The organism is Ruegeria sp. BJ6 (assembly GCF_056537885.1).
Genome location: NZ_JBQFSG010000005.1, coordinates 237,745 through 250,379, shown reverse-complemented (window position 1 = coordinate 250,379; position 12,635 = coordinate 237,745). Strand labels below are relative to the sequence as shown.

General features: G+C 57.0%; 15 protein-coding genes. 6 read left to right on the top strand and 9 right to left on the bottom strand.

The features are described 5' to 3' along the window. Positions 1–19 precede the first annotated feature (19 nt). From ACR0D6_RS13255 to ACR0D6_RS13245, 3 genes are all read right to left on the bottom strand, one after another. A complete protein-coding gene (locus ACR0D6_RS13255) occupies positions 20–400 on the bottom strand; it encodes a response regulator (protein ID WP_170651506.1) in 381 nt (126 codons plus the stop codon). Positions 401–479: 79 nt separating this feature from the next. Next, on the bottom strand, positions 480–1,775 hold the full coding sequence (locus tag ACR0D6_RS13250) for a short-chain fatty acyl-CoA regulator family protein (RefSeq protein WP_480765827.1): 1,296 nt from the start codon (positions 1,773–1,775) through the stop codon (positions 480–482). A gap of 199 nt (positions 1,776–1,974) precedes the next feature. Then, on the bottom strand, positions 1,975–3,483 hold the full coding sequence (locus ACR0D6_RS13245; protein WP_480765826.1) for a class I adenylate-forming enzyme family protein: 1,509 nt from the start codon (positions 3,481–3,483) through the stop codon (positions 1,975–1,977). A gap of 86 nt (positions 3,484–3,569) precedes the next feature. On the opposite strand from ACR0D6_RS13245, the gene ACR0D6_RS13240 reads away from it, so the two are divergent. From ACR0D6_RS13240 to aat, 4 genes are all read left to right on the top strand, one after another. Further along, on the top strand, positions 3,570–4,106 hold the full coding sequence (locus ACR0D6_RS13240) for a LuxR C-terminal-related transcriptional regulator (protein WP_170651503.1): 537 nt from the start codon (positions 3,570–3,572) through the stop codon (positions 4,104–4,106). A 150-nt stretch (positions 4,107–4,256) separates the two neighbouring features. Next, a complete protein-coding gene (gene accB, locus ACR0D6_RS13235; RefSeq protein ID WP_170651502.1) occupies positions 4,257–4,757 on the top strand; it encodes an acetyl-CoA carboxylase biotin carboxyl carrier protein in 501 nt (166 codons plus the stop codon). Positions 4,758–4,766: 9 nt separating this feature from the next. Beyond that, a complete protein-coding gene (accC, locus tag ACR0D6_RS13230; protein WP_170651501.1) occupies positions 4,767–6,116 on the top strand; it encodes an acetyl-CoA carboxylase biotin carboxylase subunit in 1,350 nt (449 codons plus the stop codon). 48 nt (positions 6,117–6,164) lie between these two features. Then, positions 6,165–6,797: a leucyl/phenylalanyl-tRNA--protein transferase gene (aat, locus tag ACR0D6_RS13225; RefSeq protein ID WP_480765825.1), complete on the top strand. Its 633-nt coding sequence runs from the start codon at positions 6,165–6,167 to the stop codon at positions 6,795–6,797. Here the strand turns inward: aat and ACR0D6_RS13220 are convergent. From ACR0D6_RS13220 to ACR0D6_RS13195, 6 genes are all read right to left on the bottom strand, one after another. Further along, positions 6,761–7,120: a DUF2155 domain-containing protein gene (locus tag ACR0D6_RS13220; RefSeq protein WP_170651499.1), complete on the bottom strand. Its 360-nt coding sequence runs from the start codon at positions 7,118–7,120 to the stop codon at positions 6,761–6,763. The genes aat and ACR0D6_RS13220 overlap by 37 nt on opposite strands. Beyond that, complete coding sequence (gene mlaD, locus ACR0D6_RS13215; RefSeq protein WP_170651498.1) at positions 7,117–7,572, bottom strand: outer membrane lipid asymmetry maintenance protein MlaD; 456 nt, start codon at positions 7,570–7,572, stop codon at positions 7,117–7,119. Before mlaD ends, ACR0D6_RS13220 begins: the two co-directional genes overlap by 4 nt. Before the next feature lie 13 nt (positions 7,573–7,585). Then, positions 7,586–7,969, bottom strand: coding sequence for an NADH:ubiquinone oxidoreductase subunit NDUFA12 (locus tag ACR0D6_RS13210; protein ID WP_170651497.1), 384 nt, complete (start codon positions 7,967–7,969; stop codon positions 7,586–7,588). A gap of 78 nt (positions 7,970–8,047) precedes the next feature. Continuing rightward, positions 8,048–8,410 (bottom strand): RidA family protein, encoded by a 363-nt coding sequence (locus ACR0D6_RS13205; protein ID WP_170651496.1) that lies wholly within the window; start codon positions 8,408–8,410, stop codon positions 8,048–8,050. Between the two features lie 219 nt (positions 8,411–8,629). Then, on the bottom strand, positions 8,630–9,898 hold the full coding sequence (gene clpX / locus ACR0D6_RS13200) for an ATP-dependent Clp protease ATP-binding subunit ClpX (RefSeq protein WP_170651495.1): 1,269 nt from the start codon (positions 9,896–9,898) through the stop codon (positions 8,630–8,632). Positions 9,899–10,037: 139 nt separating this feature from the next. Beyond that, positions 10,038–10,670: an ATP-dependent Clp protease proteolytic subunit gene (locus tag ACR0D6_RS13195; RefSeq protein ID WP_480451026.1), complete on the bottom strand. Its 633-nt coding sequence runs from the start codon at positions 10,668–10,670 to the stop codon at positions 10,038–10,040. Positions 10,671–11,026: 356 nt separating this feature from the next. Here ACR0D6_RS13195 and ACR0D6_RS13190 point away from each other — a divergent pair, with 356 nt between their 5' ends. Together ACR0D6_RS13190 and ACR0D6_RS13185 are read left to right on the top strand one after the other, a co-directional pair. Beyond that, complete coding sequence (locus ACR0D6_RS13190) at positions 11,027–11,368, top strand: ArsR/SmtB family transcription factor (RefSeq protein WP_480765824.1); 342 nt, start codon at positions 11,027–11,029, stop codon at positions 11,366–11,368. A gap of 333 nt (positions 11,369–11,701) precedes the next feature. Then, entirely contained in the window at positions 11,702–11,839 is a 138-nt protein-coding gene (locus tag ACR0D6_RS13185) for an entericidin A/B family lipoprotein (protein ID WP_170651492.1), read from the top strand. Positions 11,840–12,635 lie beyond the last annotated feature (796 nt).

Genomic DNA, 12,635 nt, shown 5'->3' with positions numbered 1-12,635 from the left:
CCTCTGTCGCGCCCCGCCGTCACGTGCGTGAGGCCTGAGCGTGCAGATCGCGTACAGCCGTCAGGACTTCGGTATTTGAGAATGGTTTGGTCATGAATCGACTGACACCGGCCATTTCGGCCATCTCCCGATCCCGCGCCTGACCACGTGCAGTCAACATCAACACCGGCAGAGACTGCATCTCGTCAAACTCCCGCAAACCGCGCAGGACATCCATGCCGCTTTTGCCCGGCAGCATCACATCAAGAATGACCAGATCGGGCTTTGCAGCCATGATCACCTCGACCGCGTCCGTGCCCTCGGCATGGGTTTCAACCTGCCATCCCTCGCGCGTCAGCAGGAACCGTATCGCCTCGGTGATGTTGGGCTCATCTTCAATCAACAGAACCTTGCGGCTCATCCCTGTCCTTCCCTCCCCCGTGGCGGACAATGATCCAACCACCTGTCGTGGCCAGACTACTCCTGACGTTATGAAACTGTCAAAAACCTTCGCTCAGAATCGAAGGTTCGCGCCGCGCATTGCAGTCCTGTTTAGGACAAATCCTGCAACTTGCCCCAACCTGTACCGCAGTTTCCTGCCCGTGTTCGGCACTGTCTGTCGGCAGGATCAGCATGACCGAGCGATAAACCGGGTCCTGATCGAACGCCAAAGCGGATTGCGGCCATGCAACGGCAAAACACTCGAACTCGGCAGCGGTCCGCCCGAGTTGAGCGACTCTTGTCCGGATCGGCACCAAAGGCCTGTTCAGCGCGGTGAAAAGGGGCCACAACGGGCAGGATTCACCATGACGCGGCAGTGCAAATCCCGGTGCGGGTTTGCGAAACAGGACACTGCCAGAGGCGTCGCAGACAACCAGTCCCGCCGGCCGGGCAAGCAACCTGTCCGACAGAAAAGCAAGCCGCCGCAATACGGTAGCCAGATCAGTTGAAAATCTGGCCGCGAGTTTCAGTGGGTTGGTCTCTCCGTTGGCTACAGCCTTTTCCAGAACATTTTCCGGTAACGTGCGCGCATCGGCAGCGTAAACCGCCAGCATCTGGCGTGCGATGGCTTTGGCAGCGCCGGAACTCAGCAAATCCAGATTGACGCTGCTGGCGTCGCCCTCCGTTTCCAGAGACGGAAAATGGTAATCATTGTCAGCAAAAAACGCCTCAACCTGTTCCAGCGGAACACCGCGCCGGTCCTGTGCCGTTTCGCTTTCATCAAGGTAATTAACCAGCGCCTTTGAGCTGTCAGCTAGACGTTCGGCATCCTGATGCAGGTTGCGATGAAACTTGTCTCGCCATTCCGGCTCGATATCACCGGGTTCTGCTAGGATGGCGGCCGTCGACCTGATTGCAGCAGCGGTTGAGAGAACTTCGTGCATCGAGGACGCCAGATAAGGGTCGTGTGTCATGCGGTCCGACAGGGTTTCGACGGTGCGTTCCAGCGACACGACACGGCGGTGCATCTGCGCCAAGACCCCGGCCCATCCCGGAAACCGCCCGGCAAACTCTTCAAGCCCGTCCACTTCGGCCGTCAGGCCAACCGCATCAACCGCCGCCTCACGCAAGGCTGCGATCATCGTTGCCTCGACACCTCGGGTCAAAACAGATGGCTCCACCGCCAGCGCGGACGCGATATCCACCAGAATCTTGCCGCCAATTCGGCGCCGGTTGTGTTCGATCAGGTTCAGATAAGACGCAGATATCCCCGCCAGACGCGCCAGTTCGGCCTGTTTAAGACCAACGATGCGCCGCCTTTCACGGATTCGGCTGCCTGTCAGCGTTTCGCGCAAAACTCACCTATCCTTACCAAAGGGTGCTCGGAGCATCAGTGCCTGACATTCGTTGTCACCCCATCCGAGTTTTCAGTATAGTTATGCCAATCTATTAGGTTACTCAAAAATTTCCAAAGCAGTTTTACACTGTTTACATGCCAATTGATACCCAAGCCTTTACCCGCACAACACGTCCAGCACAGCAAGTTGTCATCGTCTATTTCTGTTCCTCCAGAATTTTCCGCAGCTCTGTTTTCAGAACCTTGCCATAGTTGTTCTTTGGCAATTCGCCGATCCTGAAATAGGCTTTGGGCCGCTTGAAACGCGCAATATTTTCCGTGCAAAGCCTGTCCAGGTCCGCCGGTTCGGCATCTCCGACTACAAACGCAACAACCTCCTCTCCCCACTCGGGATGTTTGCGTCCGACAACGGAAACTTCGGAAACTTCGGGGTGAGCCAAGATGATCTCTTCGACTTCGCGCGGATAGATGTTGGATCCGCCCGAAATGATCATATCTTTGGATCGGTCCTGCAACGTGACATAGCCGTCACTATCCATGAATCCCATATCTCCGGTCATCAGCCATCCATCGACCAGAGTTTCTTTCGTCGCTTTCGGGTTTTGCCAGTATCCCGGCATAACGATCTCACCCCGAACCATGATCTCGCCATGCTCACCGGGCGGCAAAGGAGTTCCGTCTGAATCTCCGATCTGAACCTCCACTACCGACTGGGCCCGACCCACGCTTGCAAGGCGCTCTTTCCAGCGGGGATGGCTACGATCCGTGACGTCATGCCGGGATAGCGCTGTGATCCCCATCGGGCATTCGCCCTGACCGTAAATCTGCACAAAGATCGGGCCGAACTGGGCCACAGCGTCCTGAATGTCGGCCAGATACATCGGTCCACCCGCATAAACGACTGTCCGCAAACCCTCGCCTTTCTCGCCCGTCGCCTTAGCGATGTCCGTCATGCGCTTGACCATGGTCGGCGCCGCAAACATCTGCACACGACCGAAATGTCGCGAAAGATCAAAGATTTCGGCCTCATCGAATCCGCCCGACACCGGGCAGACATGCCGCGCCCCTTTCAGGACGTGGATCATGTTGTACAGGCCCGCCCCGTGGCTCATTGGCGCCGCATACAACACAGCGTCTTCAGCGGTGGCCATGTCCGCATCGGTGCAATAGGCCAATGAAACCCCGATCAACATGCGATGAGTAATCATGACGCCCTTGGGTTTCCCGGTCGTACCTGAGGTATAGAACAGCCAGGCCAGGTCGTCAGGTTCGCGAGAAACGATATCGGGAATTGGTGGATGAGACAGGGCCACCGCATACTCATCCTGATTAATATCGACCAGCCGCCCCTGCACATCAGCATCGGACAGGGCCTCGGTCAGACCGGGTGAGGTAAAGGTTATTCCCGCTCCGGAATTTCCAAGAATATAGGCCACTTCGCGTCCGTGAAGCTTGGCATTTATCGGAACTGCCGCCGCCCCGGCGTACCAGATCCCATATTCGACGATCAGATAGTCCGGGCAATTTTTCATGAATATCGCAACGCGATCACCCGGGCGCACCCCCTGCGCCACCAGCCATCCGGCAATGCGCAAAGCACGATCATGAAAAGTGCCATAATCCGCCACCAGTTCTTTACCGGAATACAACGCCGCCCGTGACGCATTTACCTGCGCCTGACGTGCAAGCCAAAGACCGATATTCATTGCCTTCCCCCTGTTCTTGCACGAAAACACCAAGTTCCCGCGCTTAACCCCTTCAATTCCACAGAAATACCCTGCACGATACAAATATGAGCGATCCAGCCTTCGAATATGCTCCAATCGGACTTGTCGAACTTGAAAACCGGGTCATCCGGCGTTGCAACCTGCAGTTTGCCCGCACGTTCGGCGGAGATGAAGAAGATTATCGCAACATGCCTCTCCTGCACCTTTACCCGTCAGTTGCCGATTGGGAAAGAATTGGCGCGCGTGGATTACAGGTCATGCGTGAGACGGGGTACTATACCGACGAGCGGGTTATGCGGCGGCGAAACGGTGATCTGTTCTGGTGTCGGGCGCGCGGGCGATCCCTTACCCCTGACGACCCGTTCCGGCACGGAATCTGGAGCTTTTCCGACATCTCGGAAGAACGTCCATTGGTTGAACTGACCCCGCGCGAACGCGAAGTCGCCATCTTGTCCTGTCGCGGTCTTTCGGCCAAGGAAATAGGCGCCGAACTGAACCTGAGCTTTCGGACGATCGAAGCCTATCGCGCGCGTCTTCTGGAAAAGTTCGGTGCGCGCAAACTGTCGGAACTGGTGGCAAAATTGTCTGGCATGCCGCTGTAAGGCCCGCTGTCTTGCACAATCTTTGGATAACCCCCCGATAATCAGGCCCAGACGGCGCTTTTCATGGCTCTCTGCATGCCGTATAACGCGGCGTAATTGATCAAAGCCCGCAGGAACAGACGGGCCATAGGGGAACCGTCGAGGACACTCATGACAGATACCAGACACGAAGCGGACGTGGCGTTCATCAAAGCCTTGGCTGAACTGCTGCGCGAAAACGACCTGACCGAACTGCAGGTCAAACGCGAATATGGCGAGGAAGACAGCCTGAACGTTCGCGTCAGCCGTGCAACGCAAGCCATGGCCGCACCGGTTCAGGTTGCCGTTCCGGCACCAGCGGCACCCGCAGCTCCTGCCGCAGCAGCTGCACCCGCACCGGCCGAAGCACCCGCCGCCGCAGAGGATCCCGCCAGCCATCCGGGCGCCGTGACCTCTCCGATGGTCGGGACAGTTTACATGCAGCCCGAACCCGGGGCTCCGTCGTTTATCTCAGTCGGTGCCAGCGTGTCCGAGGGCGACACCCTGCTGATCGTCGAAGCGATGAAAACCATGAACCACATCCACGCGCCCAAATCGGGTACCGTCAAACGCATCTTGGTGGGCGACGGCGACGCCGTGGAATTCGGCACTCCTCTGGTCATCATCGAGTAAGGCGGGCCCATGTTCGACAAGATCCTGATTGCCAACCGAGGCGAGATCGCCCTGCGCGTGATCCGCGCTGCGCGCGAGATGGGGATTGCGACGGTCGCCGTGCACTCCACCGCCGACAGCGACGCGATGCATGTGCGCATGGCGGACGAATCAGTCTGCATTGGCCCCCCGCCCAGCCCGCAAAGCTATTTGTCGGTCCCTGCAATCATCTCGGCCTGTGAAATTACCGGCGCGCAGGCGATTCACCCGGGCTATGGCTTTTTGTCCGAGAATGCCGAGTTCGTGCAGATCGTCGAAGATCACGGTATCACCTTCATCGGACCCACCGCTGAACATATCCGCATCATGGGTGACAAGATCACCGCCAAGGACACGATGAAGGCGCTGGGTGTGCCGTGTGTTCCGGGCTCTGACGGCGGAGTGCCCGATCTGGCTGCGGCCAAGCGCATCGGTGAGGAAATCGGATATCCCGTTATTATCAAGGCCACCGCCGGCGGCGGCGGGCGCGGCATGAAAGTCGCGCAGAACGCAGCCGAAATGGAAAGCGCCTTTATGACCGCGCGCGCCGAGGGCAAAGCCGCCTTTGGTAATGACGAGGTTTATATCGAGAAATACCTGACCACGCCGCGCCATATCGAGATTCAGGTCTTTGGTGATGGCAAGGGCAAGGCCGTACATCTGGGCGAGCGCGACTGTTCGCTGCAACGCCGCCACCAGAAGGTGTTCGAAGAGGCCCCCGGCCCCTGCATTACCCCTGAAGAGCGGGCCAAGATCGGCAAGGTCTGTGCGGATGCGGTCGCCAAGATCAACTATATTGGTGCCGGAACCATCGAATTTCTGTACGAAAACGGCGAGTTCTATTTCATCGAGATGAACACCCGTCTGCAGGTGGAACACCCGGTGACAGAAGGCATCTTTGGCGTCGATCTGGTGCGCGAGCAAATTCTGGTTGCCGCTGGCGAGCCCATGTCCTTCGGCCAGGATGATCTGGTTATCAATGGTCACGCCATCGAAGTGCGCATCAATGCAGAGCGGCTGCCTAATTTCGCGCCCTGCCCCGGGAAAATCTCGGCCTATCACGCGCCGGGTGGTCTGGGCGTCCGGATGGATTCAGCACTTTATGATGGCTATTCGATCCCGCCCTACTATGACTCGCTTATCGGCAAGCTGATCGTTCAGGGCCGTGACCGGCCCGAGGCGCTGGCGCGTTTGAACCGGGCCTTGGGGGAACTGATCGTGGACGGCATCGACACAACCGTTCCGCTGTTCCATGCCCTGCTGCAAGAGCCCGACATTCACAGCGGTGACTACAACATCCACTGGCTGGAGCGCTGGCTTGCGGAGAACATGGCCCAATAAAATTGCGGAACCGGGGGGCAATTGCCGCCCGGTTCCGGGGTAAATGGCATGAGCCTGTCACCCGAATTGCTACTGCACGGGTATTCCATCGGAATTTTCCCGATGGCAGAAGGTCGTGATGATCCTGAACTCTTTTGGGTCGATCCCAAGTTTCGCGGCGTATTCCCGCTGGATGGCTTCCATATTTCACGCAGTCTGGCACGTCGTATCCGAAACTGCGGGTTTGAAATAACCATCAACCGGAACTTCGCCGACGTTGTCGATGGCTGTGCCAATCGAGCCGACACCTGGATCAACGCCGAATTGCGGGACCTCTACGCTCAGTTACACGAACGTGGTCATGCGCACTCCCTCGAAGTCCATGATGGCGAAGCTCTGGTCGGCGGCGTCTATGGTATCGCTATAGGGGCCGCCTTTTTCGGAGAAAGCATGTTCAGCCGTCGCAACGACGCGTCCAAGGTCGCTCTGGCCTATCTGGTGGATCGGCTACAGCTAACCGGTTTCAAACTGTTCGATACGCAATTCCTGACGGCTCATCTGGCGTCGCTGGGGGCAATTGAAATCCCCAGAGCCGAATATCGGAAACTGCTGGACGCTGCGATAAACGAAAGCGCGGATTTTTCCGCGCTGCTGGATCAGACCCCTCAGGGCGTCATACAGCGGATCACCCAGACGTCATAGCGCGCATGATCCAGTGCATTCAGCGCAGGAGATGTCGCAATCATCCAACCGTCGAACAGTTGTTCTGACTTTCCCTGCTCCCAGATCGTGAGGTAGGCAAACGCGTCACCTGTTGGGTTCTCAGCCGGATACCGGCAATCACCCAGAGCGACATCAAGGCCGAAAACTGCCGCCGTCTGACCGGACCGCAACTCCACATCCACGGTCTGGCCATTGACTTTGTCCAGACCGCGCAGCATCGCACCCAAACCAGATGCGACATTCTGCTGAGCAAAAGCCGTGCTGGCAGTCAGGGCCAGCGCTGCGGCAAGCACATACTTCATTCGCCGCTCCCGTCTCCGGCCACGAACTTGACCAGAAGCGAGATCAGGCTGACCGCACCTTGCGTATCCTCAATCTCATCACCGGCCTCGAAGTAAAAGGGTGATCCGCCGGGCATGACTTCGACAAAGTTGCCACCCAGCAGCCCCTCGGACGAGATCACAATGGCACTGTCATCGGGAATCAAAATGCCGTCCGCGACAGAAAACGTGGTGTCGGCGCGATAGGTCTCGGGGTTCAGATCAACGCCGGTCACGGTACCGATTTTGACCCCTGCAAGCCTGACATCTGTCCCTACATTCACGCCCTCAAGCGACCGGAACGATGCGCCGAGTTCATAGCCATTGGTGCCGCTCGACAAGCCGGTGGATTGGCTGGCATAGACACCAAACGCCACAGCAAATGCCAGCACCGCTCCGCCGACAAAAATTTCGGTCATATTATGAGTGGACATGCGCCTGCCTCGATTATTCCGGACTCCACGCCTCGTAATCCGAGCGCTCAACCGGATCGGGGCGCCGGATCGATCCCGCTGGCGCATAGGCAAGGGCCGTTCCGGTCAGGTTTTCCTGATGCGGCTTTTCCCATGACTTGTGCTGCAGCGGTTTGTCTGTCGGCGGCTCGTCCCAAGTGCGGTGCAGCCAGCCATGCCAATCGGGATCAATCCGGCTGGCCTCGGCCTCGCCATTGAAAATCACCCAACGTTTGCTGTCATCGGCGTTCCGGTAGAACACGTTGCCCTGATCATCTTCACCAACTCTGGTTCCCTTGCGCGCAGTGTAGATCTGCGTGTTCAGGGTCGCCCCGTTCCACCAGGTTACGGCCCGCAATAGAGTGTTCAGGATTCCCATCGACTGCCTCCGGCATTTCTTTCAACGCAGGTATGGACCAAAGCCGGTCCAAGGTCCAGTGCCACAAGGGCGCACTGGCTATTCCGGCAAAACAGCGGTGACTTCGATTTCGATCCGGTATTTGGGGTCGATCAGGCCGCATTCGATCATGGTCGTAACCGGAGGATTAGCGCCAAATGTTTCGGCAAGAATAGGCCAGCAGGGCTCAAACTCGGTCCGGTCCGGCAGCATGTAGGTAACACGAACCGCATCCGCAAAGGACGCGCCTGCCTCGGTCAGCGCCTTTTCGATGATACCAAGCGCAGATCGGCATTGTTCAACGACACCCTCACCCTGTCCGACCGTGCCGGCCACATGAACAAAGCCACCAGCTACAACCGCCCGGCAATAACCGACCTTGGCTTCGAATTCTCCGCCCGAGGAAATACGCTTGATTGTCATTAGTACCTCATATTTTCGGCTCACACTTTACCAATGCGGGATTTACCATGCGAAGCTTTGCCTCGCGCTCCGAAGAATTTTCATCAAGATGACCGAGGGATACGTATCCTCATCTGGCCCCAAATGCTTCGGGGAGTCGCGGTCTGCCGCGTCGGGGCAGAGCCCCCGCAACAGACCCATTATTTGAAACATCATAGTAAAGGCGCAACCGCCACGCCGTTACCCAGCCGAGGCAGACTCTTTACCTGCATCCGCATAAATGATCAGCGGTTGAGCCTCCGAGGTCACGGCCTCATCGTTCACCACAACCTTGGTCACATTCTTCATACCGGGCAATTCGAACATGGTGTCCAGCAGAATGTCTTCGAGGATCGAGCGCAATCCGCGGGCGCCTGTCTTACGTTCAATGGCCTTTTTGGCAATCGAATTGAGCGCATCATCGGTAAAATCCAGTTCGGCATCTTCCAGCTCGAACAAGCGCTGATACTGCTTGACCAGTGCATTCTTGGGTTTTGTCAGGATCGTTACAAGCGCATCCTCATCCAGATCTTCCAGCGTCGCAAGAACCGGCAAACGGCCGACAAATTCCGGGATAAGACCGAATTTCAACAGGTCTTCCGGCTCAAGCTCTTTGAAAATCTCACCCACGCCACGTTCGTCATTGTCACGTACATCGGCGCCAAAGCCCATGGCCGAGCCCTTGCCGCGCTGCGCGATGATCTTGTCCAGACCCGCGAAAGCCCCACCGCAGATGAACAGGATATTGGTGGTATCCACCTGCAGGAATTCCTGCTGCGGATGCTTGCGCCCGCCTTGTGGCGGCACGCTGGCCACAGTGCCTTCCATCAGCTTCAGCAGCGCCTGCTGAACACCCTCACCCGATACGTCGCGCGTGATCGACGGATTCTCGGACTTGCGCGTAATCTTGTCGACTTCGTCGATATAGACGATGCCGCGCTGCGCGCGTTCGACATTGTACTCGCTGGCCTGCAGCAGTTTGAGGATGATGTTCTCAACATCCTCACCCACATAACCGGCTTCGGTCAGTGTGGTCGCATCCGCCATGGTGAATGGAACATCCAGAATTCGCGCCAGCGTCTGCGCCAGCAGAGTCTTGCCGCAACCTGTTGGACCGATCAGCAGGATGTTAGATTTCGCAAGCTCGATATCACCACCCGATTTCTGCGCGTGGTTCAGTCGCTTGTAGTGATTGTGCACAGCAACCGATAGAACCCGCTTGGCGGTGGCCTGACCGATCACATAATCGTCCAGCACCTCGCAGATATCCTTGGGCGTCGGCACTCCGTCCGAGGATTTCAGGCCGCTGGCCTTGGTTTCCTCGCGGATAATATCCATGCAGAGTTCGACACATTCGTCACAGATGAACACGGTCGGACCCGCAATCAGCTTGCGCACCTCGTGCTGGCTCTTGCCGCAGAAACTGCAGTAGAGCGTGTTCTTTCCGTCACCGCCTGAATTCGTCGCCATGATCTACCTTTCGGGCTCCGTCTGAGCGGCCCCATTTCCCCGGGACCGCGCTCTGCCGATTGTCGTCGCAGCTTAGGCCAGCGTTCCGGCCGCTACAATCGCAAAATATGCCCGGACCGCGTGTATCCGGGCCTTGTCGTCATTCCTCGTCCGCGCTCAACTTGGTGCGGTTTTCGACGATCTCGTCGATATGGCCCCACTCCTTGGCCTCTTCCGGGCTCATGAAATTGTCACGATCCAGCGCTTTTTCAACCGACTTTTTGCTTTGGCCGGTGTGCTTGACATAAATGTCATACAGGCGGTCCTTGAGCTTTTGCGTCTCGGCTGCGTGAATCATGATGTCGCTGGCCTGACCCTGATAGCCGCCGCTGGGCTGATGCACCATGATGCGGCTGTTCGGCAGTGAAAACCGCATTCCGGTTTCGCCACCAGCCAGCAGAACCGAGCCCATCGATGCCGCCTGACCGATTACAAGCGTTGAACATTTCGGCTTGATGTACTGCATTGTGTCGTAAATCGACAAACCGCTGGTCACAACGCCACCGGGCGAGTTGATGTAGATCGAGATTTCCTTTTTAGGATTCTCTGCCTCAAGGTGCAGCAACTGCGCGACGACAAGATGGCTCATACCGTCGTGGATCGGACCGTTGATGAAGATAATCCGCTCCTTCAGCAGGCGCGAGAAGATATCATAGGCGCGCTCACCCCGACTGGTCTGTTCGACCACCATCGGGACAAGTGTGTTCATGTAGGTGTCAACTGGATCGAACATGCGGAACCTGCCTGCTTTTCAAGATGGACCGGGACAATACCCGACGAAAGGTTACACGAGTCTTAGTGTCGCCCTCGGGGGGCTGCAAGGGGTCGGAAACGATCTGTTGCGTAAGCGGGGCAGAAGTGCCGCCCAGCGCACCCTGTCAGGTTGAAATTTGCAAGGCGATCGGGCAGCCGTGCCTGTGGAATTCGAGGCCGTTTGGGACGAAATCCGGAATATTCCCCTGTAAACTTCACATCATTTTGATGCATGCATATAGAAATACGTGGTTGAAAGGTGTATCGCAGATGATCGGTTTCATCGAATAAGCACAGTCAGAAAGACCGCCCGCAGGGCAAGCAAGGAAAAAGAAGATGGCACTCCCCCAATTCTCCAGCGACATTGACGCGGCAGGCCTTGACCAAATGGTCGAGAATGCAACGCGGGCTTCAAACTTCCTGAAGGCGATCAGCCACGAGGGGAGGCTCATGATCCTGTGTCACCTTGTTTCGGGAGAAAAATCCGTGACTGAGCTGGAAGAATTGCTGTCGGCACGGCAGGCGGCGGTATCCCAACAACTCTCCCGCCTGCGACTGGAGGGGTTGGTTGTCCCTCGTCGGGAAGGAAAGGCGATCTACTACCGCCTGGCCGATGATCGCCCCCGCCGCATGCTGGAAACCGTCTACGAACTCTTCTGTGAGTCCGGCGACCAGTAATATTATTGGGAATATTCAGGCGCTTAGGTTGACGATTTTGCGCTTCGGGGAAGGCAATGTTGGACCAGTGTCACCGGCCTGATGCACGGTTGCTTCTAACGAATACAATCTGATCTTGATCCAAACGCTCGCGTCGATTGCAAATGACGCGCTAGTGCTGTGTTGATTGACAACAGGGTCGTGTGCCCGTGAACGCTCTTGTCCCAGAGTGTCTTTTGTGCCGAACTGAGCATAAGGCCCCTTGATGCGCAGACCGTGATCCCATTTTGAACCTCTGGCCTGTGCCGCCTAATAGTGGTACCCGAGCGGTGTCGAGCACAGAAGGAATACACTATGATCCGCGCTACTCTTGTTGCACTGGCCCTGACTGCACTCGCCGCCTGCGAAACGGCCAAAGGCGCCGGGCGAGACATCGAAAAAGCCGGGGACGCCATCCAGAATGCAGCTACAGACGTACAATCCAAGTTCTAACCCGCCTATATTGCGGGTGCGAGCACCACAAACTCAATATCTTGTTGTATTTTGAGCGATCACCGGTATCCTGTACATACAGGTGCATAGACGCGGTATTGCATCAGCTGACGCTGAAAACGGGGTTCCATTGCAACGCAACGGAACCCCGTTCCTCGTTGAGAGGGTGAGTGGTGGTCTTCGTGAATTTCGACTTCGACAAAAGGAAAAGGCGTCAGGTGCGCAGACGCGGTCTTTGCACGTATCCAAGCGGACACTCCTGACGCCTTGCCGGTCCGGGACACCCTGAGGCACCCGATCCAGTTACTCCGGCTCCGAGGGAACCGCAGCTGCCGCGCCGCGCCCTAAAGCACTTTGCAGCACGCATTGACCTTCTGAGAAACCGGTCACCCGGCGCGAGCACGAAACCCGCCTGCGGCTAACCCGTCACCGGTAAGTCTTTGCAGTTCAACGCAAATCCTAGGACCCGCCTCTCCCCGCTTCGACCCCCTGGCCTTTGCGTCCCGCCCTGGTTCCTAAGAACCGTTGCGGTGTTTGGACTGTTGCATCTGACCCGTCACCGGACAAGAAAATAGCACTGCAGCATAAAATTTAGGCGGGGATAACATGTTAATATCCTGCGGGAAAACGATGTGGATAACCCGAGAAATCGCGCATCCGTGAAGGTTTGAATGCGGATAAGTTCACACGTGAACTGTCACCCTGAAAATGCCGCGTTTCTGCGGGTGCAAAGGCTGCGTACGCCTAGTTAGCCGCGAATTTGTCCGGTTTGTACAAGAATCACAGCACCCATCTT

Bases quoted from the DNA above. Each gene is read 5' to 3' on its own strand.
- ACR0D6_RS13190 (WP_480765824.1), top strand. From the start codon at position 11,027: ATGGCACTCCCCCAATTCTCCAGCGACATTGACGCGGCAGGCCTTGAC.
- ACR0D6_RS13210 (WP_170651497.1), bottom strand. From the start codon at position 7,969: ATGGGAATCCTGAACACTCTATTGCGGGCCGTAACCTGGTGGAACGGG.
- mlaD (WP_170651498.1), bottom strand. From the start codon at position 7,572: ATGTCCACTCATAATATGACCGAAATTTTTGTCGGCGGAGCGGTGCTG.
- clpX (WP_170651495.1), bottom strand. From the start codon at position 9,898: ATGGCGACGAATTCAGGCGGTGACGGAAAGAACACGCTCTACTGCAGT.
- accB (WP_170651502.1), top strand. From the start codon at position 4,257: ATGACAGATACCAGACACGAAGCGGACGTGGCGTTCATCAAAGCCTTG.
- ACR0D6_RS13220 (WP_170651499.1), bottom strand. From the start codon at position 7,120: ATGAAGTATGTGCTTGCCGCAGCGCTGGCCCTGACTGCCAGCACGGCT.
- ACR0D6_RS13195 (WP_480451026.1), bottom strand. From the start codon at position 10,670: ATGTTCGATCCAGTTGACACCTACATGAACACACTTGTCCCGATGGTG.
- ACR0D6_RS13205 (WP_170651496.1), bottom strand. From the start codon at position 8,410: ATGACAATCAAGCGTATTTCCTCGGGCGGAGAATTCGAAGCCAAGGTC.
- ACR0D6_RS13185 (WP_170651492.1), top strand. From the start codon at position 11,702: ATGATCCGCGCTACTCTTGTTGCACTGGCCCTGACTGCACTCGCCGCC.
- ACR0D6_RS13245 (WP_480765826.1), bottom strand. From the start codon at position 3,483: ATGAATATCGGTCTTTGGCTTGCACGTCAGGCGCAGGTAAATGCGTCA.
- aat (WP_480765825.1), top strand. From the start codon at position 6,165: ATGAGCCTGTCACCCGAATTGCTACTGCACGGGTATTCCATCGGAATT.
- ACR0D6_RS13255 (WP_170651506.1), bottom strand. From the start codon at position 400: ATGAGCCGCAAGGTTCTGTTGATTGAAGATGAGCCCAACATCACCGAG.
- accC (WP_170651501.1), top strand. From the start codon at position 4,767: ATGTTCGACAAGATCCTGATTGCCAACCGAGGCGAGATCGCCCTGCGC.
- ACR0D6_RS13240 (WP_170651503.1), top strand. From the start codon at position 3,570: ATGAGCGATCCAGCCTTCGAATATGCTCCAATCGGACTTGTCGAACTT.